Origin of the sequence: Rhodococcus sp. PML026, assembly GCF_000963615.1 — a bacterium.
In the GTDB taxonomy this organism is placed as follows: Bacteria; Actinomycetota; Actinomycetes; order Mycobacteriales; family Mycobacteriaceae; genus Rhodococcoides; species Rhodococcoides fascians.
Genome location: NZ_KQ031375.1, coordinates 513,166 through 537,371, shown reverse-complemented (window position 1 = coordinate 537,371; position 24,206 = coordinate 513,166). Strand labels below are relative to the sequence as shown.

18 protein-coding genes and 1 pseudogene are annotated in these 24,206 nt (G+C 63.9%); 16 read left to right on the top strand and 3 right to left on the bottom strand.

Annotation, left to right across the window (positions count from 1 at the left end):
* Position 1: 1 nt before the first annotated feature.
* From nuoF to nuoN, 9 genes and pseudogenes are all read left to right on the top strand, one after another.
* The gene (gene nuoF, locus VF34_RS17955) at positions 2-1,303 is read left to right on the top strand and encodes an NADH-quinone oxidoreductase subunit NuoF (RefSeq protein ID WP_045841819.1); all 1,302 of its coding nucleotides are present in this window, start codon (positions 2-4) and stop codon (positions 1,301-1,303) included.
* Positions 1,300-3,906, top strand: coding sequence for an NADH-quinone oxidoreductase subunit G (locus VF34_RS17950; RefSeq protein WP_082079218.1), 2,607 nt, complete (start codon positions 1,300-1,302; stop codon positions 3,904-3,906). Before nuoF ends, VF34_RS17950 begins: the two co-directional genes overlap by 4 nt.
* 26 nt (positions 3,907-3,932) lie before the next feature.
* Positions 3,933-4,944 (top strand): annotated as a pseudogene (gene nuoH, locus VF34_RS17945) (NADH-quinone oxidoreductase subunit NuoH); the annotation flags it as partial.
* Between the two features lie 261 nt (positions 4,945-5,205).
* A complete protein-coding gene (nuoI, locus tag VF34_RS17940) occupies positions 5,206-5,751 on the top strand; it encodes an NADH-quinone oxidoreductase subunit NuoI (RefSeq protein WP_032372587.1) in 546 nt (181 codons plus the stop codon).
* Positions 5,748-6,515 carry an NADH-quinone oxidoreductase subunit J gene (locus VF34_RS17935; RefSeq protein ID WP_045841818.1) on the top strand — a complete coding sequence of 256 codons (768 nt, stop codon included), beginning with the start codon at positions 5,748-5,750 and terminating at the stop codon, positions 6,513-6,515. Before nuoI ends, VF34_RS17935 begins: the two co-directional genes overlap by 4 nt.
* On the top strand, positions 6,512-6,811 hold the full coding sequence (nuoK, locus tag VF34_RS17930) for an NADH-quinone oxidoreductase subunit NuoK (protein ID WP_032383367.1): 300 nt from the start codon (positions 6,512-6,514) through the stop codon (positions 6,809-6,811). Before VF34_RS17935 ends, nuoK begins: the two co-directional genes overlap by 4 nt.
* Positions 6,812-6,827: 16 nt before the next feature.
* Positions 6,828-8,699 carry an NADH-quinone oxidoreductase subunit L gene (gene nuoL / locus VF34_RS17925; RefSeq protein WP_045841817.1) on the top strand — a complete coding sequence of 624 codons (1,872 nt, stop codon included), beginning with the start codon at positions 6,828-6,830 and terminating at the stop codon, positions 8,697-8,699.
* Positions 8,696-10,234 carry an NADH-quinone oxidoreductase subunit M gene (locus VF34_RS17920; protein WP_045841816.1) on the top strand — a complete coding sequence of 513 codons (1,539 nt, stop codon included), beginning with the start codon at positions 8,696-8,698 and terminating at the stop codon, positions 10,232-10,234. The genes nuoL and VF34_RS17920 overlap by 4 nt, the downstream gene beginning before the upstream one ends.
* Complete coding sequence (gene nuoN / locus VF34_RS17915) at positions 10,231-11,793, top strand: NADH-quinone oxidoreductase subunit NuoN (protein WP_045841815.1); 1,563 nt, start codon at positions 10,231-10,233, stop codon at positions 11,791-11,793. Before VF34_RS17920 ends, nuoN begins: the two co-directional genes overlap by 4 nt.
* An 11-nt stretch (positions 11,794-11,804) precedes the next feature.
* On the opposite strand, the gene VF34_RS17910 is transcribed toward nuoN, so the two are convergent.
* Complete coding sequence (locus VF34_RS17910; protein WP_032370831.1) at positions 11,805-12,284, bottom strand: DUF4188 domain-containing protein; 480 nt, start codon at positions 12,282-12,284, stop codon at positions 11,805-11,807.
* Between the two features lie 81 nt (positions 12,285-12,365).
* On the opposite strand from VF34_RS17910, the gene VF34_RS17905 reads away from it, so the two are divergent.
* On the top strand, positions 12,366-12,959 hold the full coding sequence (locus VF34_RS17905; protein ID WP_027496788.1) for a TetR/AcrR family transcriptional regulator: 594 nt from the start codon (positions 12,366-12,368) through the stop codon (positions 12,957-12,959).
* Here VF34_RS17905 and VF34_RS17900 read toward each other — a convergent pair.
* Positions 12,953-13,876: a YdcF family protein gene (locus VF34_RS17900; RefSeq protein ID WP_052718689.1), complete on the bottom strand. Its 924-nt coding sequence runs from the start codon at positions 13,874-13,876 to the stop codon at positions 12,953-12,955. The genes VF34_RS17905 and VF34_RS17900 overlap by 7 nt on opposite strands.
* Positions 13,877-14,003: 127 nt before the next feature.
* A complete protein-coding gene (locus VF34_RS17895) occupies positions 14,004-14,258 on the bottom strand; it encodes a hypothetical protein (RefSeq protein ID WP_032370974.1) in 255 nt (84 codons plus the stop codon).
* Between the two features lie 107 nt (positions 14,259-14,365).
* Here VF34_RS17895 and VF34_RS17890 point away from each other — a divergent pair, with 107 nt between their 5' ends.
* The 6 genes from VF34_RS17890 to VF34_RS17865 are packed head-to-tail and all read left to right on the top strand — an operon-like array spanning position 14,366 to position 24,195.
* Entirely contained in the window at positions 14,366-14,881 is a 516-nt protein-coding gene (locus tag VF34_RS17890; RefSeq protein ID WP_032366611.1) for a DinB family protein, read from the top strand.
* 49 nt (positions 14,882-14,930) lie between these two features.
* Positions 14,931-16,457 (top strand): aldehyde dehydrogenase family protein, encoded by a 1,527-nt coding sequence (locus VF34_RS17885; RefSeq protein ID WP_045841814.1) that lies wholly within the window; start codon positions 14,931-14,933, stop codon positions 16,455-16,457.
* Positions 16,458-16,481: 24 nt separating this feature from the next.
* A complete protein-coding gene (locus VF34_RS17880) occupies positions 16,482-17,993 on the top strand; it encodes an APC family permease (RefSeq protein ID WP_032366458.1) in 1,512 nt (503 codons plus the stop codon).
* A gap of 12 nt (positions 17,994-18,005) precedes the next feature.
* The gene (locus VF34_RS17875; RefSeq protein WP_045841812.1) at positions 18,006-19,553 is read left to right on the top strand and encodes a GMC family oxidoreductase; all 1,548 of its coding nucleotides are present in this window, start codon (positions 18,006-18,008) and stop codon (positions 19,551-19,553) included.
* Positions 19,543-21,492 (top strand): putative nucleotidyltransferase substrate binding domain-containing protein, encoded by a 1,950-nt coding sequence (locus VF34_RS17870; protein ID WP_045841811.1) that lies wholly within the window; start codon positions 19,543-19,545, stop codon positions 21,490-21,492. The genes VF34_RS17875 and VF34_RS17870 overlap by 11 nt, the downstream gene beginning before the upstream one ends.
* Before the next feature lie 24 nt (positions 21,493-21,516).
* On the top strand, positions 21,517-24,195 hold the full coding sequence (locus VF34_RS17865; RefSeq protein WP_231578246.1) for an MGH1-like glycoside hydrolase domain-containing protein: 2,679 nt from the start codon (positions 21,517-21,519) through the stop codon (positions 24,193-24,195).
* Positions 24,196-24,206 lie beyond the last annotated feature (11 nt).

Genomic DNA, 24,206 nt, shown 5'->3' with positions numbered 1-24,206 from the left:
CATGGCCCTGACGCCGGTGTTGAGCGAGTTCTGGGACGAAAAGAATTCCTGGACGCTCGACGTCTACCGCAGCCACGACGGATACCGTGGGCTCGAGAAGGCCCTCGCGATGGACCCCGACGACCTCATCGCCTTCGTCAAGGAATCCGGATTACGCGGTCGCGGCGGCGCAGGATTTCCGACCGGAACGAAGTGGAGCTTCATCCCGCAGAACGACGGTAAAGAGCATTATCTGGTGGTCAATGCCGACGAGTCCGAGCCGGGTACCTGCAAGGACATGCCACTGCTGATGGCGAGCCCGCACACTCTGGTCGAAGGAATAGTGATCGCCGCGTACGCAATTCGCGCATCCCATGCATTCGTGTACGTCCGCGGCGAGGTAGTGCCGGTGCTACGCAGGCTGCAGGCTGCGGTCGCCGAGGCCTACGCGGCGGGCTATCTGGGAAAGGGTGTTCTCGGAACGAAATTCGACTTGGAGTTGGTGATCCACGCCGGAGCCGGCGCCTACATCTGCGGAGAGGAAACAGCCCTCCTCGACTCGTTGGAAGGTCGGCGCGGACAACCTCGGCTGCGGCCACCGTTCCCCGCAGTGGCGGGCCTCTACGCACGCCCGACGGTGGTGAACAACGTCGAATCGATCGCCAGCGTTCCAGTGATCCTGCGCAAAGGAATCGAGTGGTTCCGATCGATGGGTAGCGAGAAGTCACCCGGCTTCACGCTGTACTCCATCTCGGGCCACGTCTGCCGTCCAGGCCAGTACGAGGCACCGTTGGGGATCACGCTGCGGGAGTTGCTCGGCTACGCGGGCGGGATCAGACCGGGCCACGAACTGAAGTTCTGGACGCCGGGAGGATCCTCGACGCCGATGTTCACCGGCGAGCATCTCGATGTCCCACTCGACTACGAGGGCGTCGGTGCCGCCGGATCGATGCTGGGCACCAAGGCCCTGCAAATATTCGACGAAACGACCTGCGTGGTGCGAGCGGTGCTGCGCTGGACCGAGTTCTACGCACACGAATCCTGCGGAAAATGCACACCGTGCCGGGAGGGGACCTACTGGCTGGTGCAAATACTGCGTCGTCTCGACGGTGGAGCCGGCACCGAGGCCGACTTGACCACGCTGCTCGACATCGCCGACGGCATCGCCGGAAAGTCATTCTGCGCGTTGGGAGACGGTGCCGCCAGTCCCATCGTGTCCTCACTGAAGTACTTCCGCGACGAATACATCCGTCACGTCACCGAGCAGGGATGCCCCTTCGATCCACACCGATCGACCCTGATGGCAGAGGAGCTGACGTCATGACTGCAGCAGCACACGGTCGTTCCGCGGGCTCCACTCCTGCATCTTCGGGTCGTTCCGCGGGCTCCACTCCTGCCAGCCCTGAGCAGTCGGTCGCCCCAGTAGAGATGGTGACACTGACCATCGACGACCACGAGATCAGTGTTCCCAAGGGCACGTTGGTGATTCGCGCGGCCGAGTTGATGGGCGTACAGATTCCGCGATTCTGCGATCACCCGCTGCTCGATCCGGTGGGTGCCTGCCGCCAATGTCTGGTCGATGTCGAGGGGCAACGCAAGCCGTTGGCGTCCTGTACGACGACCGTGGCCGAGGGCATGGTGGTGCGCACTCAGGTGACGTCGGAGGTCGCGGGCAAAGCGCAACGTGGCGTCATGGAATTGCTGTTGATCAACCATCCTCTCGATTGCCCGGTGTGCGACAAGGGCGGTGAGTGTCCACTGCAGAATCAGGCGATGGCCGCGGGTCGCACCGAGTCCAGGTTCACCGAGACCAAACGTACGTATCCCAAACCGATTCCGTTGTCGGCCGAGGTTCTGCTCGATCGCGAACGCTGCGTCCTGTGTGCTCGATGTACTCGCTTCGCGGCGCAGGTTGCCGGTGATCCATCCATCGAGCTGCTCGAACGCGGTGCCGTGCAACAGGTCGGCATCTTCGGCACCGAGCCGTTCGACTCCTACTTCTCGGGGAACACCGTCCAGATCTGCCCCGTGGGTGCACTGACGAACACCGAGTATCGGTTCCGAGCGCGCCCGTACGATCTGACGTCCTCGCCGAGCGTGTGCGAACACTGCGCAGGAGGCTGTGCGCAACGCACGGATCATCGTCGTGGCAAGGTCCTCCGCCGGTTGGCTGGTGACGATCCCCAGGTCAACGAAGAGTGGAACTGCGACAAGGGCCGGTGGGCATTCAAGTACGCCAGCGAGCCGGACCGCATCGGCGCACCGATGGTCAGAGACGAATCGGGGGCTCTGGTCGAGACGTCCTGGTCGGCCGCATTGGCGGCGGCGGCAACGGGACTGGCTGCGTCGATCGGGAACGCTGCGGTACTCGTGGGCGGAAGATCGACTGTCGAAGACTCCTACGCATACGCCAAGTTCGCGCGAACAGTGCTGCACACCAATGACATCGACTTCCGCAACCGTGCTCACAGCGCCGAGGAAGCGGAGTTCCTGGCCGGTCGTATCGCGGCGACGGGGCTGGGCGTGACCTACTCGGATCTCGAAAACGCTCCTGTGGTGTTGATGGTGGGGTTCGAGCCCGAAGAAGAGTCACCGCTGATGTTCCTCAGGTTGCGCAAGGCGCGCCGGACCCGCGGCGTGGTCGTGGCGTCCATCGCATCCTGGGCCAGCCGCGGTCTGCGCAAGCTCGACGGGGTGCTCCTGCAGTCGATTCCCGGCGAGGAACCACAGTGGCTCGACGCACTGCACGTGGGTGACCGCGGTACCGAATCGATCGCCCAGCTCCTCCGGAGCCCTGGAGCGATCGTGCTCGTGGGCGAGCGGCTCGGTTCCGTTCCCGGTGCATTGTCCGCAGCGTCGAAGTTGGCCGACGACACCGGAGCGAACCTGGCATGGATTCCGCGACGGGCAGGAGAGCGCGGTGCCCTCGACGCAGGCACGTTGCCGAACCTGCTGCCGGGCGGGCGGCCCGTCGCCGACGCCGCCGCCCGCGCCGAGGTGGCAGCCGTGTGGGGAGTGACAGAACTGCCTACGGACGCGGGCCGAGATACCGCGGCGATACTGGCGGATGCCGGGCCTGACCGCGCCCTGATCACCGCAGGGATCGACCCGGACGATCTGCCCGATCCGCAGGGTGCGCTCGACGCGGTGGACCGATCGGCATTCGTGGTCAGCCTCGAACTACGCCACAGCGCCGTCACCGAGCGGGCCGACGTGGTGTTTCCGGTGGCACCGGTGGTCGACAAGCCCGGAACCTTCGTCGACTGGGAGGGCAGGCCTCGCACGTTCGACACGGCACTCGGTGCCGGCGCAGTATTGCCCGACCAACGCGTTCTCGACGCCATTGCCGCGCAGATGGGAGTCGAACTGTCGCTACCCGACGCGGCTGCGGCGCGCGGCGAGTTGGCACGGCTGGGGGCCTGGAGCGGATCACGGATTCCGGTGGCCCGAGTGGCACCACGGCGAGATACGCCGACGCTCTCCATCGGCCAGGCAATTCTGGCCACCTGGCGAATGCTCATCGATTCGGGACGGATGCAGGACGGCGAGGACAATCTCGCGCAGACCGGCAGGGCACCCGTGATCAGGCTGTCCGAGACGACGGCGTCGAGCATCGAAGCGTCGCCCGGCGACCTGGTCAGGGTCGAGACGGGCCGGGGCTCGATCACGTTGCCACTGAAGATCACCGATCTACCCGACAACGTGGTGTGGGTACCGATGAACTCGCCCGGTTCTTCGGTGTACCGCTCACTCGGCGCGGAGTCGGGTGCGGTGGTGAGGATTTGCAGGGATCAGCCTGCGGAACGACCCGAGGGTGCAGGAGTGGAGCCTGCGGAACGACCCGGGGGTGCAGGAGTGGAGCCTGCGGAACGACCCGGGGGTGCAGGAGTGGAGCCTGCGGAACGACCGGAGGGTGGTGCATCGTGATTGTCGCAGCGCCGACCGATCTGTCGATGTTCGGCACCGACCCGTGGTGGCTGGTGGTCGGTAAGGCCCTGGCAGTCTTCGTTTTTCTGGTGCTCACACCGCTCGTGGCCATCTACGCCGAGCGCAAGATCATGGCGTGGATGCAGATGCGCGTCGGGCCCAATCGGGTGGGTCCGTGGGGACTGTTGCAGTCTCTGATGGACGGGATCAAGCTCGCTTTGAAAGAGGGAATCACTCCGACCGGCGTCGACAAGCCGATTTACATTCTGGCTCCGATCATTTCGGTGGTCCCTGCCTTCATGGCCTTCGCGGTGATTCCGTTCGGTCCCGAGGTGTCGGTGTTCGGCACTACGACTCCGCTTCAGATGACCGACCTGCCGGTGGGGGTTCTGTACATCCTCGCGGTCACCTCGGTGGGTGTGTACGGGATCGTCCTGGCCGGTTGGGCGTCGAGTTCGACGTATCCGTTGCTGGGTGCACTACGTTCGACGGCTCAGGTCATTTCCTACGAGGTTGCGATGGGGCTTTCGTTCGCTGCGGTGTTTCTGTACGCGGGCACCATGTCGACGTCCGGAATCGTTGGTGCGCAACAGAACACCTGGTACGTGTTCCTGTTGTTGCCGTCGTTTCTGGTGTACGTGACGGCGATGGTGGGTGAAACCAACCGCGCGCCGTTCGACTTGCCCGAGGCCGAGGGGGAGTTGGTGGGCGGGTTCCACACCGAATATTCCTCCTTGCGTTTCGCGATGTTCATGCTTGCCGAGTACATCAACATGGTCACGGTGTCGGCGCTCGCGACCACGTTGTTCCTGGGTGGCTGGCGGGCTCCGATTCCGTTGAGTCTGTGAAGCGGTGCCAATTCCGGGTGGTGGCCGGTGCTGTGGTTTGTCGCCAAGGTGTGGGTGTTCCTGTTCGTCTTCATCTGGTTGCGGTCGACGTTGCCGCGGTTGCGTTACGACCAGTTCATGAACTTCGGCTGGAAGATCCTCATTCCCGTCGCTCTGATCTGGGTAATGGTGATCGCGACGGTGCGGGTACTGGGGGCCGGGCGATACGACGTACCTCTGGTCACGTTCGTGGTGTCGACGATCTTTGCAGTCGCCGTCCTGGGTTCGCTGCTGCTCCTACTGCGCCGCCGCGCGCGCACACGAAACCTGCCGCCTGCTGCACCCGTCGCACCGTTCGACGCTGCGGCGGGCGGGTTTCCCGTACCGCCCATTCCGAAGCAGGGCACGAACATCGCGAGCCGGCACGCCGGCGCACGGTCCACCGTGGCCGCGTCCCAGAAGGAGAACGCCGATGCCTGAATTCCTCGGTCCTATAGCAGGTTTCGGTGTCACCTTCGCCACCATGTTCAAAAAGCCCGAAACCGAGCTGTATCCGGAGGAGAAGAAGCCGACCGAGGTGCGTTATCACGGCCGCCATCAGCTCAACAGGTACGCCGACGGGCTCGAGAAGTGCATCGGTTGCGAACTCTGTGCGTGGGCCTGCCCGGCCGACGCGATCTATGTCGAAGGTGCCGACAACACCGAGACCGAGCGATTCTCGCCGGGCGAGCGATACGGCGGGGTCTACCAGATCAACTATCTCCGGTGCATCGGCTGCGGACTGTGTGTGGAGGCCTGTCCCACACGGGCTCTGACGATGACCAACGAATACGAACTGGCCGGTGACAACAGAGCCGACCTGATCTACGAGAAGGATTCGCTGCTGGCACCGCTGGAGCCGGACATGGTGCCGCCGCCGCACGCGATGGCACCGGGGTGTTCGGCAGAGGACTACTACCGCGGTGCCGTCACCGGTGCCGAGAGCGAGGCCGACACCGATCGAGGGCCGGTTCGATGACTGCCACCGTTCAGCTCGCGCTCGAGGCAACCTCCACCGGCGAGGCCGTGCAGTTCTGGACCCTCGGTGTCGTTGCGGTCATGGGTGCACTGGGTGTGGTGATGAGCACGAAGGCCGTCTACTCGGCACTGTTCCTCGCGGCCACCATGGTCGTTCTCGCTACCTTCTACATGGCCCAAGGGGCCCTGTTTCTCGGTGTCGTGCAGATCGTCGTCTACACCGGCGCGGTCATGATGCTGTTTCTGTTCGTCCTGATGCTCGTCGGGGTCGACACCTCGGAGTCGTTGACCGAGACACTGCGCGGGCACCGTATCGCGGCCGTCGTCATCGGAATCGGCTTCGGGCTGTTGATCATCGGGGTGCTGCTGCGCGACTCGGCCCGCGCCGGGCGACTCGATTTCGCCGGACTCGACGCGGCCAACTCCACCGGAAACGTAGAAGGCCTGGCCGAGCTGATCTTCGTCGAGTACGTCTGGGCGTTCGAGCTGACCGGCGCGCTGTTGATCACGGCCACCATCGGGGCGATGATTCTGGCGCACCGGGAGGCTCTGGGACCGGTGAAGGGTCAGCGGGAGATGTCGCAGGACCGGTTCCGTGACGGCTCCAGGGTGACGCCGCTGCCGAGCCCCGGTGTGTTCGCTCGTCACAACGGCGTCGATCGACGGGCTCTGCTCCCGGACGGAAGCGAGTCGGACTCGTCCGTCAACGCACTGTTCGCCGATCGAGGCATCGAGTACAAGGTGGACGGGGGTGACGCGCGATGAATCCAGAAAATTACCTCTACCTGTCGGTTCTGCTGTTCACGATCGGCGCAGCGGGCGTCATCGTCAGGCGCAACGCCATCATCGTGTTCATGTGCATCGAATTGATGCTCAACGCAGTCAATCTCGCGTTCGTCACGTTCTCTCGCATGCACGGCAATCTCGACGGCCAATTGTTCGCGTTCTTCACCATGGTGGTCGCTGCAGCCGAGGTGGTGGTGGGCCTGGCGATCATCATGGCCATCTTCCGTTCTCGTCGCTCGATCTCGATGGACGAGAACAATCTGATGAAGAACTGACGGGGGAGCAGAAACGATGTCGATCCTGTGGCTTCTCCCGGCTCTGCCGGCCTTCGGTGCGGCCGTCCTTCTGCTCGGTGGCCGGCGCTGCAACTCGTGGGGCCACCTTCTCGCGACGGCCGCCGCGGTGTCGTCGTTCGTTGTTGCGGCGCTGGTGTTCTCGTCGATGCTCGGACGGGACGAGTCGGACAGAACACTCACTCACACGCTGTTCCGCTGGGTGCCCGTCGACGAATTGCAGGTCGATTTCGGCATGCGTGCCGATCAACTCTCGATCTGTTTCGTCCTGTTGATCACCGGGGTCGGATCACTCATTCACGTGTACTCGATCGGGTACATGAGCCATGACCCGGAGCGGCGACGCTTCTTCGCGTACCTCAATCTGTTTCTCGCAGCCATGCTGCTGCTGGTGCTGGCAGACAATTTCCTCGGCCTCTATCTGGGGTGGGAGGGTGTCGGTCTGGCGTCGTACTTGCTCATCGGATTCTGGCAACACAAGCCATCGGCAGCGACGGCTGCTCGAAAAGCGTTCGTGGTCAACCGCGTCGGCGATATCGGCTTGGCCATCGCCCTGATGATCATGTTCGTGAACTTCGGGTCTGTGCAGTACGACGTGGTGTTCGCGGGAATCGGGAACGCGGGTGAATCGGTGGCGACCGCCATGGCACTGATGTTGCTGCTGGCGGCCTGCGGAAAGTCGGCCCAGGTGCCGCTGCAGTCGTGGCTCGGCGACGCGATGGAGGGCCCGACGCCGGTCTCCGCACTCATCCACGCGGCGACGATGGTCACCGCCGGGGTGTATCTCATCGTCCGATCCGGACCGGTGTTCGAGGCCTCGCCGGTGGCGCGGGCGGCGACCGTCACGGTCGGCGCGGTGACGTTGCTGTTCGGTGCCGTCATCGGTTGTGCGAAAGACGACATCAAGAAGGCGCTCGCCGCCTCGACGATGAGTCAGATCGGGTACATGGTGCTCGCGGCCGGACTCGGCCCGTCCGGTTATGCCTTCGCCATCGTGCTGCTGCTGTCGCACGGATTCTTCAAGGCAGGCCTGTTCCTGGGGGCCGGCTCGGTGATGCACGCGATGAACGACGAGACCGACATGCGACGGTTCGGCGGGCTCCGTGCCGCGATGCCGATCACGTTCGTCACGTTCGGTCTCGGCTACCTCGCCATCATCGGAGTTCCGCCGTTTTCCGGTTTCTTCGCCAAGGATCCGATCATCGAGACTGCGTTCGCGGCCGGGGGAGCGGCAGGTGTGGTGCTGGGCTGCGTCACGTTGCTCGGTGCGGGCTTGACGGCCTTCTACATGACTCGGGTGATGCTGATGACGTTCTTCGGCCCGAAACGCTGGTCGGCGCAGGCACATCCGCACGAAGCGTCGGCGACCATGACGGCTCCGATGATTCTGTTGGCCGTCGGCTCGGTGGCATCGGGTGCCTTCCTTGCGGTGGGTGGACGCCTCGAGACGTGGCTGGAACCGGTGGTGGGATCGGCGCACGAAGAACACGCGATACCTGCCTGGGTCGTGACGGTCGCAGTTTTGGCGGTGGTACTCGTGGGTGCAGGCGTCGCGTACCGGAAGTACATCGCTCGTGACGTTCCCCCGACTCCACCCGAGGACGTATCGGTGCTGACCAGAGCCGCACGCGCTGACCTGTACGGCGACGTCTTCAACGAGGCAGCATTCATGCGGCCCGGTCAAAAGCTCACGAACACAATGGTATTCGCCGACAAGGCGGGTATCGACGCGGTCGTGGACGGGGTGGGGAGATCCATCGGCGGAGTATCCACTCGATCGAGGCGGCTGCAGACCGGATTCGTACGGTCCTATGCGTTGGCGATGTTCGCGGGGGCAGTTCTCGTCGTGCTGATGGTGGTGGTCCTGTGACGTTCCCCTGGCTGACCGTCCTGTGGGTTCTGCCGATTCTCGGCGCGATTGTCGTCGCCCTGGTGCCGGCCGATCGACCGACGATCGCACGCAGCGTCGCCGTGGGCTTCGCCGCCGGCACACTCGCGGTGTCGGTGGTACTCGCCGTGGCATTCGACTCCGGTGGCGATCGCTATCAGTTCCTCGAAGATCATTCCTGGATAGCGGCATTCGGTGCGCGCTACACACTCGGCCTCGACGGAATAGGCCTCGTGCTGGTATTGCTCACCACCGTTCTGACCCCACTGCTCCTGGTCGCGGGCTGGCACGACGGCAGCCGTGTGGCGAACTACGGATCGCGCCGGGTCTCGCACACTTACATGGCGTTGATCCTGGTGGTCGAGTCCATGGTGATCGTCTCGTTCCTCGCGTTGGACGTATTGCTGTTCTACATCTTCTTCGAGGCGATGTTGATTCCGATGTACTTCCTCATCGGTGGTTTCGGTGGTACCGAGCGCACGCGCGCCGCGGTGAAGTTCCTGCTCTACAACCTGTTCGGTGGACTGGCGATGCTGGCTGCCGTCATCGGGTTGTACGTCGTCACGGCCAGGCCCGACGGCCCGTTCGACGGCGGCACGTTCGATCTGCGCGCGATCGCGGATGCGGCGTCATCGGGGGGACTCGGTGTGGATCCGATGGTTCTGAACGCGCTGTTCCTCGGCTTCATGTTCGCGTTCGCGATCAAGGCACCGCTGTGGCCGTTTCACACGTGGCTACCCGACGCTGCAGTGCAGTCCACCCCGGCGACTGCAGTGCTGATGATGTCGGTGGTGGACAAGGTCGGCACCTTCGCCATGCTGCGCTTCTGCCTCGAGCTGTTTCCCGGTTCGTCGCAGACGTTCGCCCCGTGGATCATCACGCTCGCGGTGATCGGAATCGTGTACGGCGCGATACTGGCGATCGGTCAGACCGACATGATGAGACTCATTGCCTACACCTCGATCTCGCACTTCGGGTTCATCATCCTCGGCATCTTCGCGATGACCGGTCAGAGTCAGGCCGGTGCCACGCTATACATGGTCAACCATGGAATCTCCACCGCCGCATTGTTCTTGATCGCAGGCTTTCTCGTGTCCCGTCGTGGTTCACGCGCGATCGCCGACTACGGCGGCGTCCAGAAGGTCGCGCCGGTGCTCGCCGGAACGTTTCTGATCTCTGGTCTGGCCACGCTCTCGCTACCCGGTCTTGCCCCGTTCATCAGCGAATTCTTGGTGCTGATCGGCACATTCGGTCGCTACGGCGTCGCCGCAATCGTGGCCACCGGTGCGCTCGTGCTGTCGGCGATCTACATTCTCTGGCTCTACCAACGGGTGATGACGGGGCCCGTCCGAGAGGGCAGCGACAAGATCTCCGATCTCGTTCCCCGTGAGGCGTTGGTGGTGGTCCCGTTGCTCGCGCTGCTGATCGTGTTCGGGGTGTACCCGAAACCGGCACTCGACATCATCACTCCGGCAGTGCAATCCACGATCGTCGACAGTGCAGGAGGTCAACGATGACCACTCCCGAAGTGCAGTACGGTCTGCTGTCGCCCATGTTGATCGTCTTCGGTGTCGCGGTTCTCGGGGTTCTCGTCGAGGCGTTCGTACCGCTACGTGCTCGTCGCGCAACCCACGTGGGTCTCGCTCTGGCAGGGCTGGTCGGCGCCCTCGCGGCAGTGCTCGGCCTGGCCGGCACCGAGGCAGCCGCGATGAACGGGGCCGTCGCGATCGACGGACCGACTCTGTTCCTGCAGGGAACCATTGTGCTCGTGGCAATTCCGGCCATCGCACTGTTGGCGGAGCGCACCGTCGCCGTCACCGGGGCCGGGGCCGAGCGCCGCATCGACTCGTTCACTCCGCAGGCCTCGACCACGCCGGGCAGCGTGGCAGAGAAGCAGGCCATCGATGCAGGCGTCGCCCAGACCGAGGTCTTTCCACTGGCGATGTTCGCGATCGGCGGCATGCTGCTCTTTCCGGCGTCCACGGATCTGCTGACGATGTTCGTGGCGTTGGAAGTGCTGTCGCTGCCGCTGTATCTGCTGTGCGGTCTGGCGAGACGACGACGACTGCTCTCTCAGGAAGCAGCCCTCAAATACTTTCTGCTGGGCGCGTTCTCGTCTGCGTTCTTCCTGTTCGGAGTCGCGTTCCTCTACGGCTACGCCGGGACGGTCCGATTGGACGGCATCGCCGACGCCATCACGGCAAACGGTCAGGGCAGATCACTCGCGCTGATCGGAACCGCCTTGCTCGCGGTGGGTCTGCTGTTCAAAGTCGGTGCCGTGCCTTTCCATTCGTGGATTCCCGACGTCTACCAGGGTGCCCCTACTCCGGTGACGGCCCTCATGGCCACCGTGACCAAGGTGGCGGCCTTCGGTGCGATTCTGCGAATCTTCGGAATGGCGCTGCCCGGTCTCGAGTCGAGTTGGCGTCCGATGTTGTGGGTTATCGCCATCGCGACGATGGTGCTCGGTTCGGTTGTCGCGGTGACGCAGACCGACGTCAAACGAATGCTGGCCTACTCGTCCGTGGCGCACACCGGGTTCATTCTCACCGGAGTGACTGCGCTGGGTAGTTCGGGTGATGTACGTGATTCGGGGGTGTCGGCCACGATGTTCTACCTGCTTGCCTATGCCTTCAGCACGCTGGGTGGATTCGCCGTCATCGGTCTGGCCCGAGACGAACGCGGTGAGGTGAGCGACCTGGAGCGATGGGCGGGTATCGGTCGCCGCTCGCCGCTCGTCGCCGCTGTGTTCGGCTTGTTCCTGCTTTCGTTCGCCGGGATCCCGCTCACCAGTGGGTTCATCGGTAAGTTCGCGGTGTTCAGCGCAGCCTCGGGTGCGGGGGGAGCCGCACTGGTCGTGGTCGGAGTGGTGTGCAGTGCGATTGCAGCGTTCTTCTACGTGCGCGTGATCGTGCTGATGTTCTTCACCGAACCCAGCGAACGGACCGCCACGGTGGTGCGTCCTACCGCGCCGGTGGCCTGTGCGATCGGGGTGTCGGTGATCGTCACCGTGGCACTGGGAGTCTTTCCTCAGCCCGTTCTCGATATCGCCGCGCGGGCCGGGAACTTCCTCTAGCTCGTACAGGCCTACTTAGCGGACTTCATTCGCTGCTTCCACGTGTGCGAGCCGGTGCCCACGGGGATTCCACCGATGGCTCCCGCGAGGCCGAATGTCGGCATGTTGACGTAGATCGCTTCACTGTCCTGAGCTGTCGCGGTATAGGTTTCGTGCCATACGCCGACATGGCCGGTCGCAGCGACCGATCGGTTGAAGGCACGCCATGCGGGGGCATGTGGTGCGTCGGGATCGGAGGCGAATCGCGTCAGGTCTTCCGCGTTGCGCCAGTAACTGACGAGCATGGTGGTGCGGCCCAACCACGAGTGGTAGCCGAGCAGTCCGGAGGTGGGATCCTGCTCGAGGTGGCTGAGCATCCGCGGCATCGCGCGCGCGGCGGGAAGCCAGGAGCGAACGGCAAGGGGATTGTTGATGCGCATTCCGATGAGGAAGACCGTGACGGTGTCGCGGTCGGATTCGACCGTGGTGCGGCCGTCGATGATGGATTGCATGACGTGTTCCCGTCTGTTCGTTTCGGGGCCGAGCGCATGGCGTGACACTGTTATAAAACACTGTTGTGATAGATTTCGCAAGTGGCGAGACCCAGAATTCACGATGCCGAACTGCGCACCCGGCTACTCGAAGCCGCAGCGGAAACCGTTGCGCGCCATGGCGTCGACTCGTTGTCGTTGCGTAAACTCGCGGCCGCGCAGGGCACCTCGACCACGGCCATCTACTCGCTGTTCGGCGGTCGAGCGGAGCTGCTGGTGGCTCTGTTCGGCGCGTCGTTCTCGAGTTTCGGTGACGCGCAACGCAGCGTTCCTGTCACCGGGGAATCCGAGGTCGACCTGCGCGAACTGGCATTTGCGTACCGCCGCTGGGCCATGGCCAACCCACACCTCTACGCAGTGATGTTCGGCGGAGTGCTCGGTTCGGTCGACGTATCCGATCAAGCACACCTCGCGGCCGCCGCGATGGATCCGCTTCGGGCGGCGGTGGCGAGCGCCGTCGAGGCAGGCACGATGAGCGGCGCGTCGGTGGACGTGATCAGCCACTCGTTCTGGGCGATCGTGCACGGTCTGGTGTCGCTCGAGTTGTCGATACCCGGGATGGCCGACGACGAGGATCGTCGGGTGATGTTCGACGCCGGGGCGGCGTCTGTGCTGCGCGGGTGGATGCGTCAGTAGGTGCGCGGTATCCCGATGATCTTGGTGGCGTCGACGGTCATGCCCAACCGTGCTGTCGGAGCGAGCGCGGGCAGGGCCGGAAGATCGTCGGGGGTGGATGTGGCGGCACCGATCACGTCGGCACCGGCGATCTCGAAGTCGGAGATCGCTCGCCGAAGATGGCTGGGAGTTGTTGCGAGCACCAGATTCACAGCACCGATCTCAGTAGCCAGTGGGGTGGCGCGCTGCGCATTCTGCACCGTCGAATTCGCAGTGGACTCGGCGTGAATGCGGTCGGCCGCAATCTCGTTGTCGATCAGCCACTTCTTCATCGCTTCGGCTTCGGTGACGCCGCGCTGCGGATTTCCACCGGTGACGATGATGGGTGATTCGGGGGAACGCTCGGCGACCGCGGCAGCGGATTTCAGTCGCTGCACCAGTTCCGGTGCCATACTGCCGTCGTCGTTCAGGCCCAGGCCGAGCACCACGATTGCCGTCCTCACGCCATCGGTCGCAGGCGCGAAGTCGATCGCCTCCGTCGCCGCCTCATCGATGACTTCGATAGCCCGATCCACCGCATCGGCAAGCGGGGGAGACAGGGCGCGCAGGCGGGCCGAGTGCAGCGCTCGCGCGTCGGCATCATCGGTTGCGTTGGCGTAGAACGTCTGCAGTGCTGCGACATTGGCATCGTTCGGTGCGGCGGTGGCAACCGCGTCCAGTGCGGCGAAACCGGCCTCGTAGCGACCCTTGACCAGAGCATTCTGCGCATCGTTGTACTGCTGCGCGTCGGCCGAACGTACTGCGTCGGCAATCGTTGGGGTCGAGATCGGCGCAGCGGGCTCGGCCGTCGCCGAACTGGATCCCATGGCGAGCCCGAACACGGCGACACAAGAGACCACGGCAACGCGAATCGACGGTTGTTGTCGGCCGGATCGCATTGTCGGCTGCCCTCCTGAACGATGACGGGTTTTCGTCACCCTAGCTCAGTTCGGTGCCAGTGTGGCTGGTGTGATCCGAGTTGCTCGAGTTACAGGAATGTACTTCGGTGTCGGCTGAACTCGATCGTCACATCGTGACCGGAGCGCGTCCGCGGTCGGCTGGTTCGATGGTCACCTCGGCGTCGGGAAGGAAAACTCGCTCGGTCGTGGTGGTTCCGTCGACGCCGTCGGTGACCGTCACCGCCACGTTCTCGGCAACCTGCCCAGCGCTTTCGATGAACCCGGTCGCGACACCCTCCTCGATGAGGAGATGATCACCCACCAACAGAAGAAGCTCATCCGCCGTCACCGTTCGCCTGCCGCCCACATCTTCGATTGTCATGAATCCCACCGTAGTGTGAATTGTCCGAATGGGTTGTTGCTGGGGCTTCGCACTCTGTTTCGGGCGGGTCGTTCGGCAGGAGCCACTTCGTGCTCGACAATCGCAGTATGAGCTTCACCGCGCCCACGCCCGATCCCGTCGACGGTCCGCTCGTCGGTGACGACAGACCCATTCTCGAAGGAATGCTGCGTTGGCATCGAGCCACGTTGTCGAACATCTGTGCCGGTGCCGATGCCGAACAGCTTGCGCAACGCCCCTTCTCGCACTCGACGCTCTCCCTCCTCGGCCTCGTCCGGCACCTCGCGAAGGTCGAACGCATCTGGTTTCGAGAGCGATTGGCGTCGATGTCGTTCGACCCGATGTACGACGCTGCGTTGGGTAAGGATTCCGACTTCCTGGGCGCGACGGCATCGAGTGCAGAGTCGGACTTCGCGCGATTCGCTGCCGAGTGCGAGGCCTCGGACGTGGTCGCTGCCCAATACTCGTTCGAGGATCCGGTCGACTGTCGCGGCGGGCCGATGTCATTGAGGATGGTCTACGTGCACATGATCAGTGAATATGCGCGGCACAACGGGCACGCGGACATCATCCGCGAACAGATCGATGGAGTCACCGGCCGCTGAGGCATACCGTAGACACACCAACAGGCCCCCACACGGAAGAAGGTGTCGAGTGACCGACTCCGATGCAGGATTCGACCCGAGCTCACTGCGGCCGTCGTTGTTCATCGACGGGCAATGGCAGGGAGCCGGTGACGGAGGGACCCGCGACATCGTCGATCCGTCCAACGGCAGTGTGGTGGCCGTCGTCGACGAGGCGACACCCGACGATGCCCTGGCTGCCGTTGCCGCGGCTCGGGCTGCGTTCGACGATGGGCCGTGGCGCAGGGTGACGGTGGGTGAGCGCAGTGATCTGCTCAATCGCATCGCAGACTTGCTCCAACGGGACAAGGCGAAGTTGGCGCACATCGAGACCCTCGATACCGGAAAGACGTTCGGCGAGAGTGAAATCGATATCGACGACGTCACGTCGGTGTTCCGCTTCTATGCCGATCTCGCTGTGGTGCAGGCAGATCGACTGATCGACGTCGACCGTCCGGAAATTCTGAGCCGAGTGGTGCACGAGCCCATCGGTGTCTGCGTGATGATCGCACCCTGGAACTACCCGCTGTTGCAGATCTCGTGGAAAATCGCCCCCGCCTTGGCTGCTGGGTGCACCATGGTGCTCAAACCCAGCGAGGTGACGCCACTGAGTACCATCGCGTTCACCAAGCTCGTGGAAGAAGCGGGAGTGCCTGCCGGTGTGGTCAACCTGCTGCAGGGCAGCGGCGCGACGCTCGGAGATGCGCTCACCAGGAACCGCGACGTCGACTTCATCTCCTTCACCGGCGGACTCGCCACCGGCAGGCACATTCTCGCCGCGGCCGCGGAGAACGTCACGAAGGTGGCGGTGGAACTCGGGGGAAAGAATCCACACATCGTCTTCGCCGACGCCGTGGCCGACGAGCAGTCGTTCGCCGATTCGGTCGACAACGTACTGACCGGAGTGTTTCTGCATTCCGGTCAGGTGTGTTCGGCCGGTACCCGACTGATCATCGAGGAATCGGTGGCCGACCGGTTCGTGGCCGCCGTGGCAGAGCGTGCGCAGACCATCGTGATGGGGCCGGGTATGGACCCGGCCAGCGAGACCGGACCGCTGGTGTCGCAGGCGCAGCGCGAGAAGATCGAAAGCTTCGTGGCGACGGGTATCGAGGAGGGGGCCACCTTGGTCATAGGAGGTACCAAGCCGGACGATCCGTCCTTGAGCAAAGGTAGCTATTTCCTGCCCACCATCTTCGATCACTGCGATCGGTCGATGAATATCGTGCAAGACGAGACGTTCGGGCCCATACTCACTGTGGAGCGATTCGACACCGAGGCCGAGGCGCTTCTACTGGGTAACGATACGAATTACGGTCTCGCCGCGGGTGTTCGGACGTCCGACGCCGCGCGAGGCGAAAGAATGGTGCGTGGGCTTCGTCATGGAACGGTGTGGCTCAACGACTTCGGTGTCTACACGGCGGCCGCGGAATGGGGCGGCTTCAAGCAGTCCGGGAACGGCCGCGAACTCGGACCGTCCGGTATGTCCGAATATCAAGAAGCGAAGCATATTTGGCACAACACCTCTCCTACCGCGGCGGGGTGGTTCGGTACCCGATAGAGCACGATGGGAAAGGCCACAGGCATGGCAATACTGAACGACAATTCGAGCGGAATGGACGATTTCGGTTACAAGGAATCGCTCGATCGAAGTCTCGGCAAATTCGCCAGCTTCGCCGCAGGCGTCAGCTACATCTCGATTCTCACCGGTACCTTCCAACTGTTCTACTTCGGTTTCGGCACCGCCGGACCGGCATACCTGTGGTCGTGGCCTGCGGTCTTCGTCGGTCAGCTCTGCGTGGCACTGTGCTTCATGGAGTTGGCCGCGAAGTATCCGGTGGCGGGATCGGTGTACAACTGGGCGAAGCTGTTGGGCCGCAGGATCGTCGGTTGGTCGGCGGGCTGGTTGATGCTCACGGCATCGATCGTGACACTGGCCGCCGTTGCCCTCGCTCTGCAGCTGAATCTGCCACGCATCTGGAGCGGATTTCAGATCATCGGTGACGGCTCGGGAGCCACCGACTTCGCGGCCAATGCAGTGCTGCTCGGTGCGATTCTGATCGCCATCACCACCACGATCAACGCGCTGGGCGTTCGACTGATGGCGATGATCAACAGTGCGGGTGTGTTCATCGAACTCATCGCGGCCGTGCTCATCGCGATCTTGCTCGCAGCCAACATCACTCGAGGACCCGAGGTGTTCTTCTCCACCAACGGCTACGGTGCCGGTGAGAGCGGCGGCTACCTCGGTGCTTTCCTGGTGGCGTCGCTGGCGTCGGGATACGTCATGTACGGATTCGACACCGCGAGCTCGCTCGGGGAGGAAACCGTCGAACCTCGGCGCACCGCCCCCAAAGCGATCTTTCGCGCCATCCTCGCGTCGTTCGTCATCGGTGGAGCCATCCTGGTGTTCGCCGTCATGGCCGCGCCGGACCTGAACGATCCTTCCCTCGGCAGCCCCGACGGCAGCCTGCAATCCATCGTCGAATCGGTGATGTGGGGCCCGCTCGGCACCGTCTTCCTCATCTGCATCGTCATTGCGGTCTTCGTCTGCTCACTGGCAGTACACACCGCGGCGATCCGGCTCACGTTCGCCATGGCGCGAGACAACGCGTTGCCCTTCGGTGAGAGTCTGGCCAAGGTCAATCCCAAGACCCAGACCCCGGTGGTGCCCGCGGTGACCATCGGCGTGCTGGCCATCGTGATCCTCGTCGTCAACATCGGTCAGCCGCAGATCTTCACGGTCCTCACCTCGATCGCGATCATCATGATCTATCTCGCGTATCTGATGGTCACCGGACCACTGTTGGTCAAGCGCATCAAAGGCGAGTGGCCGCCGGAGGATCTCAAACCCGGCGGATACTTCACGATGGGCAAGTTCGGCCTGCCGGTCAACATTGCGGCGGTGGTGTGGGGTGCCGGGATGGCGCTCAACCTCGCCTGGCCGCGCGAGGCCGTGTACGGAACCCCCTGGTACAACACGTTCGGTGCGTTCGTCTACATCGGCGGCATCCTGGGCGTAGGCCTGCTGTGGTACGCACTCAAGGGGCGCAAGCACATCGGCACTCTGAAATCACATGCCTCCACGGGCAACTAGAAGGAGCGTGCAGTGACAGACACCCAGTTCGATTACGTCGTCGCAGGAGGTGGCACGGCGGGGTGCGTCCTGGCCGCGCGGCTGAGCGAAGATCCTTCTGTGAGCGTCTGCCTCGTCGAGGCAGGTCCCACCGACATCGGCGACAAAGCGATCCTGGAACTCGTCGAGTGGATGCATCTGCTCGACTCCGGCTACGACTGGGACTACCCCGTCGAGCCGCAGGAACGTGGCAACAGCTTCATGCGGCATGCGCGTGCGAAAGTGCTCGGCGGTTGCTCTTCGCACAACTCCTGCATCGCTTTTCATCCGCCGGCCGAAACTCTCGACGATTGGGCCGCGGCCGGCGCGACGGGCTGGGGCGCGTCGGACATCCTTCCTTTCGTTGCGCGCGTGGAGAACAACGACACCGGCCGCGGTCACGACGGACCCGTGCGGATACGCGACGTGCCGCCGCACGATCCCTGCGGTGCGGCAGTGCTCGAATCGGCCGCCGGAATAGGCCTTCCGACAGTCGCATTCAATCGCGGGACGCCGGTACTCAACGGCGCGGGTTGGTTTCAGATCAATGCGGGTGAGGACGGGTCGCGTATGTCGACGTCCCATGCCTACCTGCATCCGATCATCGGCTCGCGGCCGAACCTGGAGGTGCGCACCGACTGCTGGATCAGCGAGATCCTGATCGACGAGTCGCTGACTGCGACGGGTGTGCGGTACCAACGCCCCGACCTGACCGGTTACGACACCGTGTCCGCGCGACGCGAAGTGATCGTCACCGCCGGTGCCATCGACACTCCGAAGTTGTTGATGCTCTCCGGAATCGGACCGGCGGCACAGCTGCAGGAGATGGGAATCACCGTTCGGGTCGATTCACCGGGAGTGGGAGAGAACCTCGACGACCACGTCGAGGGGCTGGTGTTCTGGGAGGCGAGCAAGCCCATGGTCACCACGTCCTCGCAGTGGTGGGAGATCGGCGTGTTCGCGCAGACCGACTCGTCGCTGAACTACCCGGACATCATGATGCACTACGGCAGCGTGCCGTTCGACATGAACACTCTCCGATGGGGTTATCCGACCACCGACAACGGGTTCTGTTTGACGCCCAACGTCACCCAGGGTCGTTCTAGGGGAACTGTTCGGTTGCGCAGCAGGGACTTTCGCGATCGCGCAAAGGTGGATCCGCGCTATTTCACCGACCCCGACGGCCACGACGACGCGGTGATGCTCGCCGGTCTGAAGCTGGCGCGCGCTATCGCCGCAGACGGTCCACTCGCGGGTTGGATCGAACGCGAACTCGCACCCGGGCCCGATGCCGTCACCGACGATGATCTGCTCGACTATGTGCACAAGACCCACAACACGGTCTATCACCCGGCAGGTACGGCGCGGATGGGATCGGTGGACGACACCATGGCCGTGCTCGATCCCGAGTTGCGCGTCAAGGGCATCTCGAACCTGCGCGTGGTCGACGCGTCGGCGATGCCGAAGCTGCCGTATGTCAATCCCAACATCACGGTCATGACCATGGCGGAAAAGTGCGCCGACCTGATCCGTGGCGGATAGATCGGAGCTTGCCGACTTCCTCGGCGCGCACCCACCGTTCCAAGGCGCGTCACCTGCGGTACTGACCGACATCGCCGGAGCAGCCGTCGAACTCGACTATGCCAGTGGCGCATGGGTTGTGGGCCCGACATCGAAGCTCGATGTGGCCGACACCGTGTGGGTGGTGCGTACCGGTCGAGTGGTGATCGTGCACTCCGACGACACCTCGCCCGCCGCCCTACCGATCGACACCATCGGTCCGGGCGGGGTCTTCGGTTTCTCGGCGTTGCTTGTCGGCGGGACGGTCGAATTCTGTGCGCGCGCAACCGAGCCGAGTACCGTTCTTCGGTTGCCCGGAGAGCTGATTCGACCGCTGTTCGCAACGCCGACCGGGCTGGCGTTTCTGGCCGACGCCGTCACCTCGGCCAGCACGCATCGAGGTGGGGCGGCCGAGGGTAGTGCCGGCCGCGCTGTCGGCGAACTGCTCTCGGCCCCACCGGTGTTCGTCTCCGTCGGCACCTCCGTCCGAGACGCAGTTCGGCACATGACCGAACAGGGCAGCTCGTACGTCCTGGTTCCGCTGCGAGGTTCGCGCTACGGAATATTCACCGACCGTGACCTCAGGGTGCGGGTGGTCGCCGCGGGAATCGGCGTCGACACCCCGGTCGAGCACGTCATGACGTCGCCCACAGAGACGGTCACCGCGGACCGGTTGGCCGGCACCGTCCTGATGGACATGCTCGAGCTGGGACTGCGGCACATGCCCGTCGTGTCCAGCCGAGGCGAGGTTCTCGGCGTCGTCGAGGACTCCGATCTGCATGCCGCGTCCACGCGTCGCAGCTTCGTGGTTCGTCGCGCGGTGACCTCGGCAACGACATCGGCCGAACTCGCCGACGCAGGAAGGCTCGTTCCGGGATTGGTGGCGGACCTGTTCCGGGGTGGGACCGACGCCCTGGCCGTCAGCGCGATTCTGTCCGTCGTGGTCGACAGCCTCGTTCGCCGAGCCGTGGAGATCGAATGGGCGGCGCGGCCCGAAGTACCGCGACACAACTTCGCCTGGATCACCCTGGGCAGCGTCGCCCGACGGGAGGCGATGCCCTCCTCGGACGTCGACAGCGCTCTGACTTGGTCGGATACCACCGCCGACCCCTACGTGCGTGGACGATCGAACTCGGTGCCGAGAACTCGCGACGAAGTGCTGATGGGCCTGGCCGCTCGGGTACACGCGAGCCTCGACGGTGCCGGGTTGCCGTCCGACACCAACGGTGCGGTTGCGAGCTCGCCGAGATTCGCACGCTCGGCCGGGCAATGGGAAAGTGCCGCGGCCCACTGGCTCAGCAACCCTTTCGGCGATCGTGGCAAAGCAGGAACCTCTGGTCGTTCCGCAGGCTCCACTCCGGCTGGGGACTCCGGCCTCATCATGTCGTCGCTGATGATCGACGGCAGGGTGGTGTGGGGCCCGCGGGAGTTGAACACCGTTCCCGAGGCCTATCGCCGACTGCTGGTCGACAACCCCGATGCACTGCGGCTGCAACTTCGCGACGCCCTTGCCGGACGGGCCAGGCTGCGTTCGCTGCGCGACGTGCTGGCGCGGCGCGGCGGTACGTTCGACCTCAAGGCCCATGCACTGACTCCCATCGTCAATCTCGCTCGGTGGGGTGGACTGTCGGTCGGAATGGCCTCGGCCTCGACACCGGCGCGTCTGGCGGCCGCGTCGGGCAACGGGATGCTCTCCGAACGGGACGTCACCACGTTGACCGAGGTGTTCGCGTTGCTTCAACGGCTGCGGCTGTCACACCAGATCGATCAGATGACGGCAGGCCATCGGCCCGGTGATGTGTTGATCATGGCCGATCTCTCACCGCTCGAGCGCAGTCTGCTCACCGACGGCATCCGAGAGATCGCCGCGGTGCAACGCCGAGTCGGGTACCTCGCCGCCAATGTCGGCGTGCATCGCTGACCGGGAAGCACCAGACTGAGTGCCGTGACCACCAATCCCGTGAGCGTTCCCACCCCGTCCACCGTCGAACACAACCGTTTGGCGGAGTCACCAGGGGTCAGCGGGCCATGGCGTCAGTGGGGCCCGTACCTGGCGGGACGGCAGTGGGGCACGGTGCGCGAGGACTACTCCGAGGACGGAAACGCGTGGGCGTCGTTTCCGTTCGATCAGGCGCACAAGCGTGCCTACCGCTGGGGTGAGGACGGAATCGGTGGAATCTGCGATCGATTCGGTTTCCTGAATTTCGCGTTCGCCCTGTGGAATCGCAAGGATCCGATTCTGAAGGAACGACTCTTCGGGTTGGCCAACGAGGAAGGGAATCACGGCGAGGACGTCAAGGAGTATTTCTGGGCGATCGACGGCACTCCGACGCACAGTTGGATGCAGTGGCTCTACCGCTACCCGCACGCAGAGTATCCGTACGCGCACCTGCGCGAGGAGAGTGCCCGACGCGGCCGAGACGACCGCGAATACGAATTGGCCGATACCGGGATCCTGGACGAGAACCGGTTCTTCGACGTCCAGGTCACGTATGCGAAAGCGTCGCCCGACGACATCTGCATCACCATCTCCATCACCAACCACGGACCGGAGGCGGCGTCGGTCGATCTGCTGCCGCAACTGTGGCTGCGCAACACCTGGTCGTGGGGGCGCGACGATCGCGGCGGATCGCTCACCCAGCTGACCCGACCGGAACTTCTGGCCGGCGGCCTCGAGGCCGTTGCCGCCGATCACGGCTTTCTCGGTCGGTACTACCTCAGTGCCGAGGGATCGCCGTCAGTGTTGTTCTGCGACAACGAAACCAATGCAGAGTCCTTGTGGGGGCAGGACAACCTGTCGAAGTACCCCAAGGACGGTATCGGCCGACATGTCGTCGACGGCGAACAGGGTGCGGTGAACCCCGAGCAGACCGGAACGAAGGCTGCATTCTGGTATAAATTCGACGACATCGCCTCGGGCGCAACCGAATCGGTGCGACTGCGCTTGTCGCCCCATCGGCCGGACGAGCAGACGTTCGGTGCGGGATTCGACGCGGTCACCGGTGACCGTCGTGCGGAGGCGGACGAGTTCTACGGCGCAGTGATCGGTGCGGACCTCACCGATGCCGATCGACACGTGGCGCGGCGGGCCTACGCGGGGCTGTTGTGGACCAAGCAGCTCTACCGGTACGACGTCGAGCAGTGGATCGAGGGCGACAAGGTGGGAGCCCCGGCTCCGCACTCGCGTCAGGACCCCAAGGGGCGCAACGCCCATTGGCGTCACCTCGCACTGGCCGATGTGATCTCGATGCCCGACGAGTGGGAATATCCGTGGTTCGCCGCCTGGGACTTGGCTTTCCACGCTATTCCTCTGGCACATGTGGACCCGGACTTCGCGAAGGAGCAGTTGGTCCTGATGTGCCGGGAATGGGCCATGCATCCCAACGGCCAACTGCCGGCCTACGAGTGGGAGTTCGGCGACGTCAACCCTCCGGTCCACGCCTGGGCGGCCTGGCACGTCTATCGGATCGACGGGTACCGGGATCGCGAGTTCCTGGTCCGGGTGTTCACGAAGTTGCTGCTCAATTTCGCGTGGTGGGTCAACCGTAAGGATTCCGAGGGGTCGAACATCTTCGAGGGCGGGTTCCTCGGTATGGACAACATCGGATTGTTCAATCGCTCCGCTCCGCTGCCGCCCGGTTTCCGTCTGGAACAGTCCGACGCCACGAGTTGGATGGCGTTCTACTGCCAGCAGATGTTCAAGATCGCACTCGAGCTCGCGCGCCACGACAGCGCCTGGGACGACGTCGCGACCAAGTTCTTCTCGCATTTCCTCTCGATCGCGAAGGCGGTCAACTCGTTCGGTTCGCAGCACATTTCGCTGTGGCACGAGGAAGACGGATTCTTCTACGACGTTCTCGTGCAACCCGAGGGCGACGCGGTACCGATGCGAGTGCGATCCATGGTCGGTCTGCTTCCCATTCTCGGGGCCACGGAAATTCCGCCCTGGGTCGAGGCGGAGTGCCCGGACCTCGCGGCGCGGCTGCGGTGGGTTCAGCACCGTCGGCCCGAAATGGTCTCACCGCTGCTGGCGCGTCGGGAAGGCAACGAGGTGCGCCTTCTGCTCACCCTCGTGCAGCCCGAACGTCTCAAGCGGATCCTCTCTCGCATGTTCGACTCGGAAGAGTTCTTGTCGGAGTTCGGTATTCGTTCCTTGTCGGCTTCGTACCGCGAGCCGGTCACGTTCGACGTCGACGGTCGAAGCCTGTCCATCGAGTACGAGCCGGGGGAGTCGCGCACCGGAATGTTCGGGGGTAACTCCAATTGGCGAGGGCCGGTGTGGTTCCCGGTGAACGTGCTGTTGGCGGACAAGCTGCGCGCCTACGGGCGCTACTACGGCGACTCGTTCACCATCGAAATTCCCACCGGCTCGGGAAACCATCGCACTCTCACCGATGCCGCAGACTTGATCGACAACGGCTTGGCAGGACTGTTCCGTCCTGTCGACGGCAAGAGGCCTGCCGACGGTCGGCGGATCGAATCGAGTTCCGATCCACTGTGGAGTGAGCACCCCACGTTCAACGAGTACTTCGACGGAGACACCGGCGAGGGACTCGGAGCAACACACCAAACCGGCTGGACGGCGTTGGTTGCGCACCTGCTCAGGCCACGTCTGCCGCTGTGATGGCCTGCGGC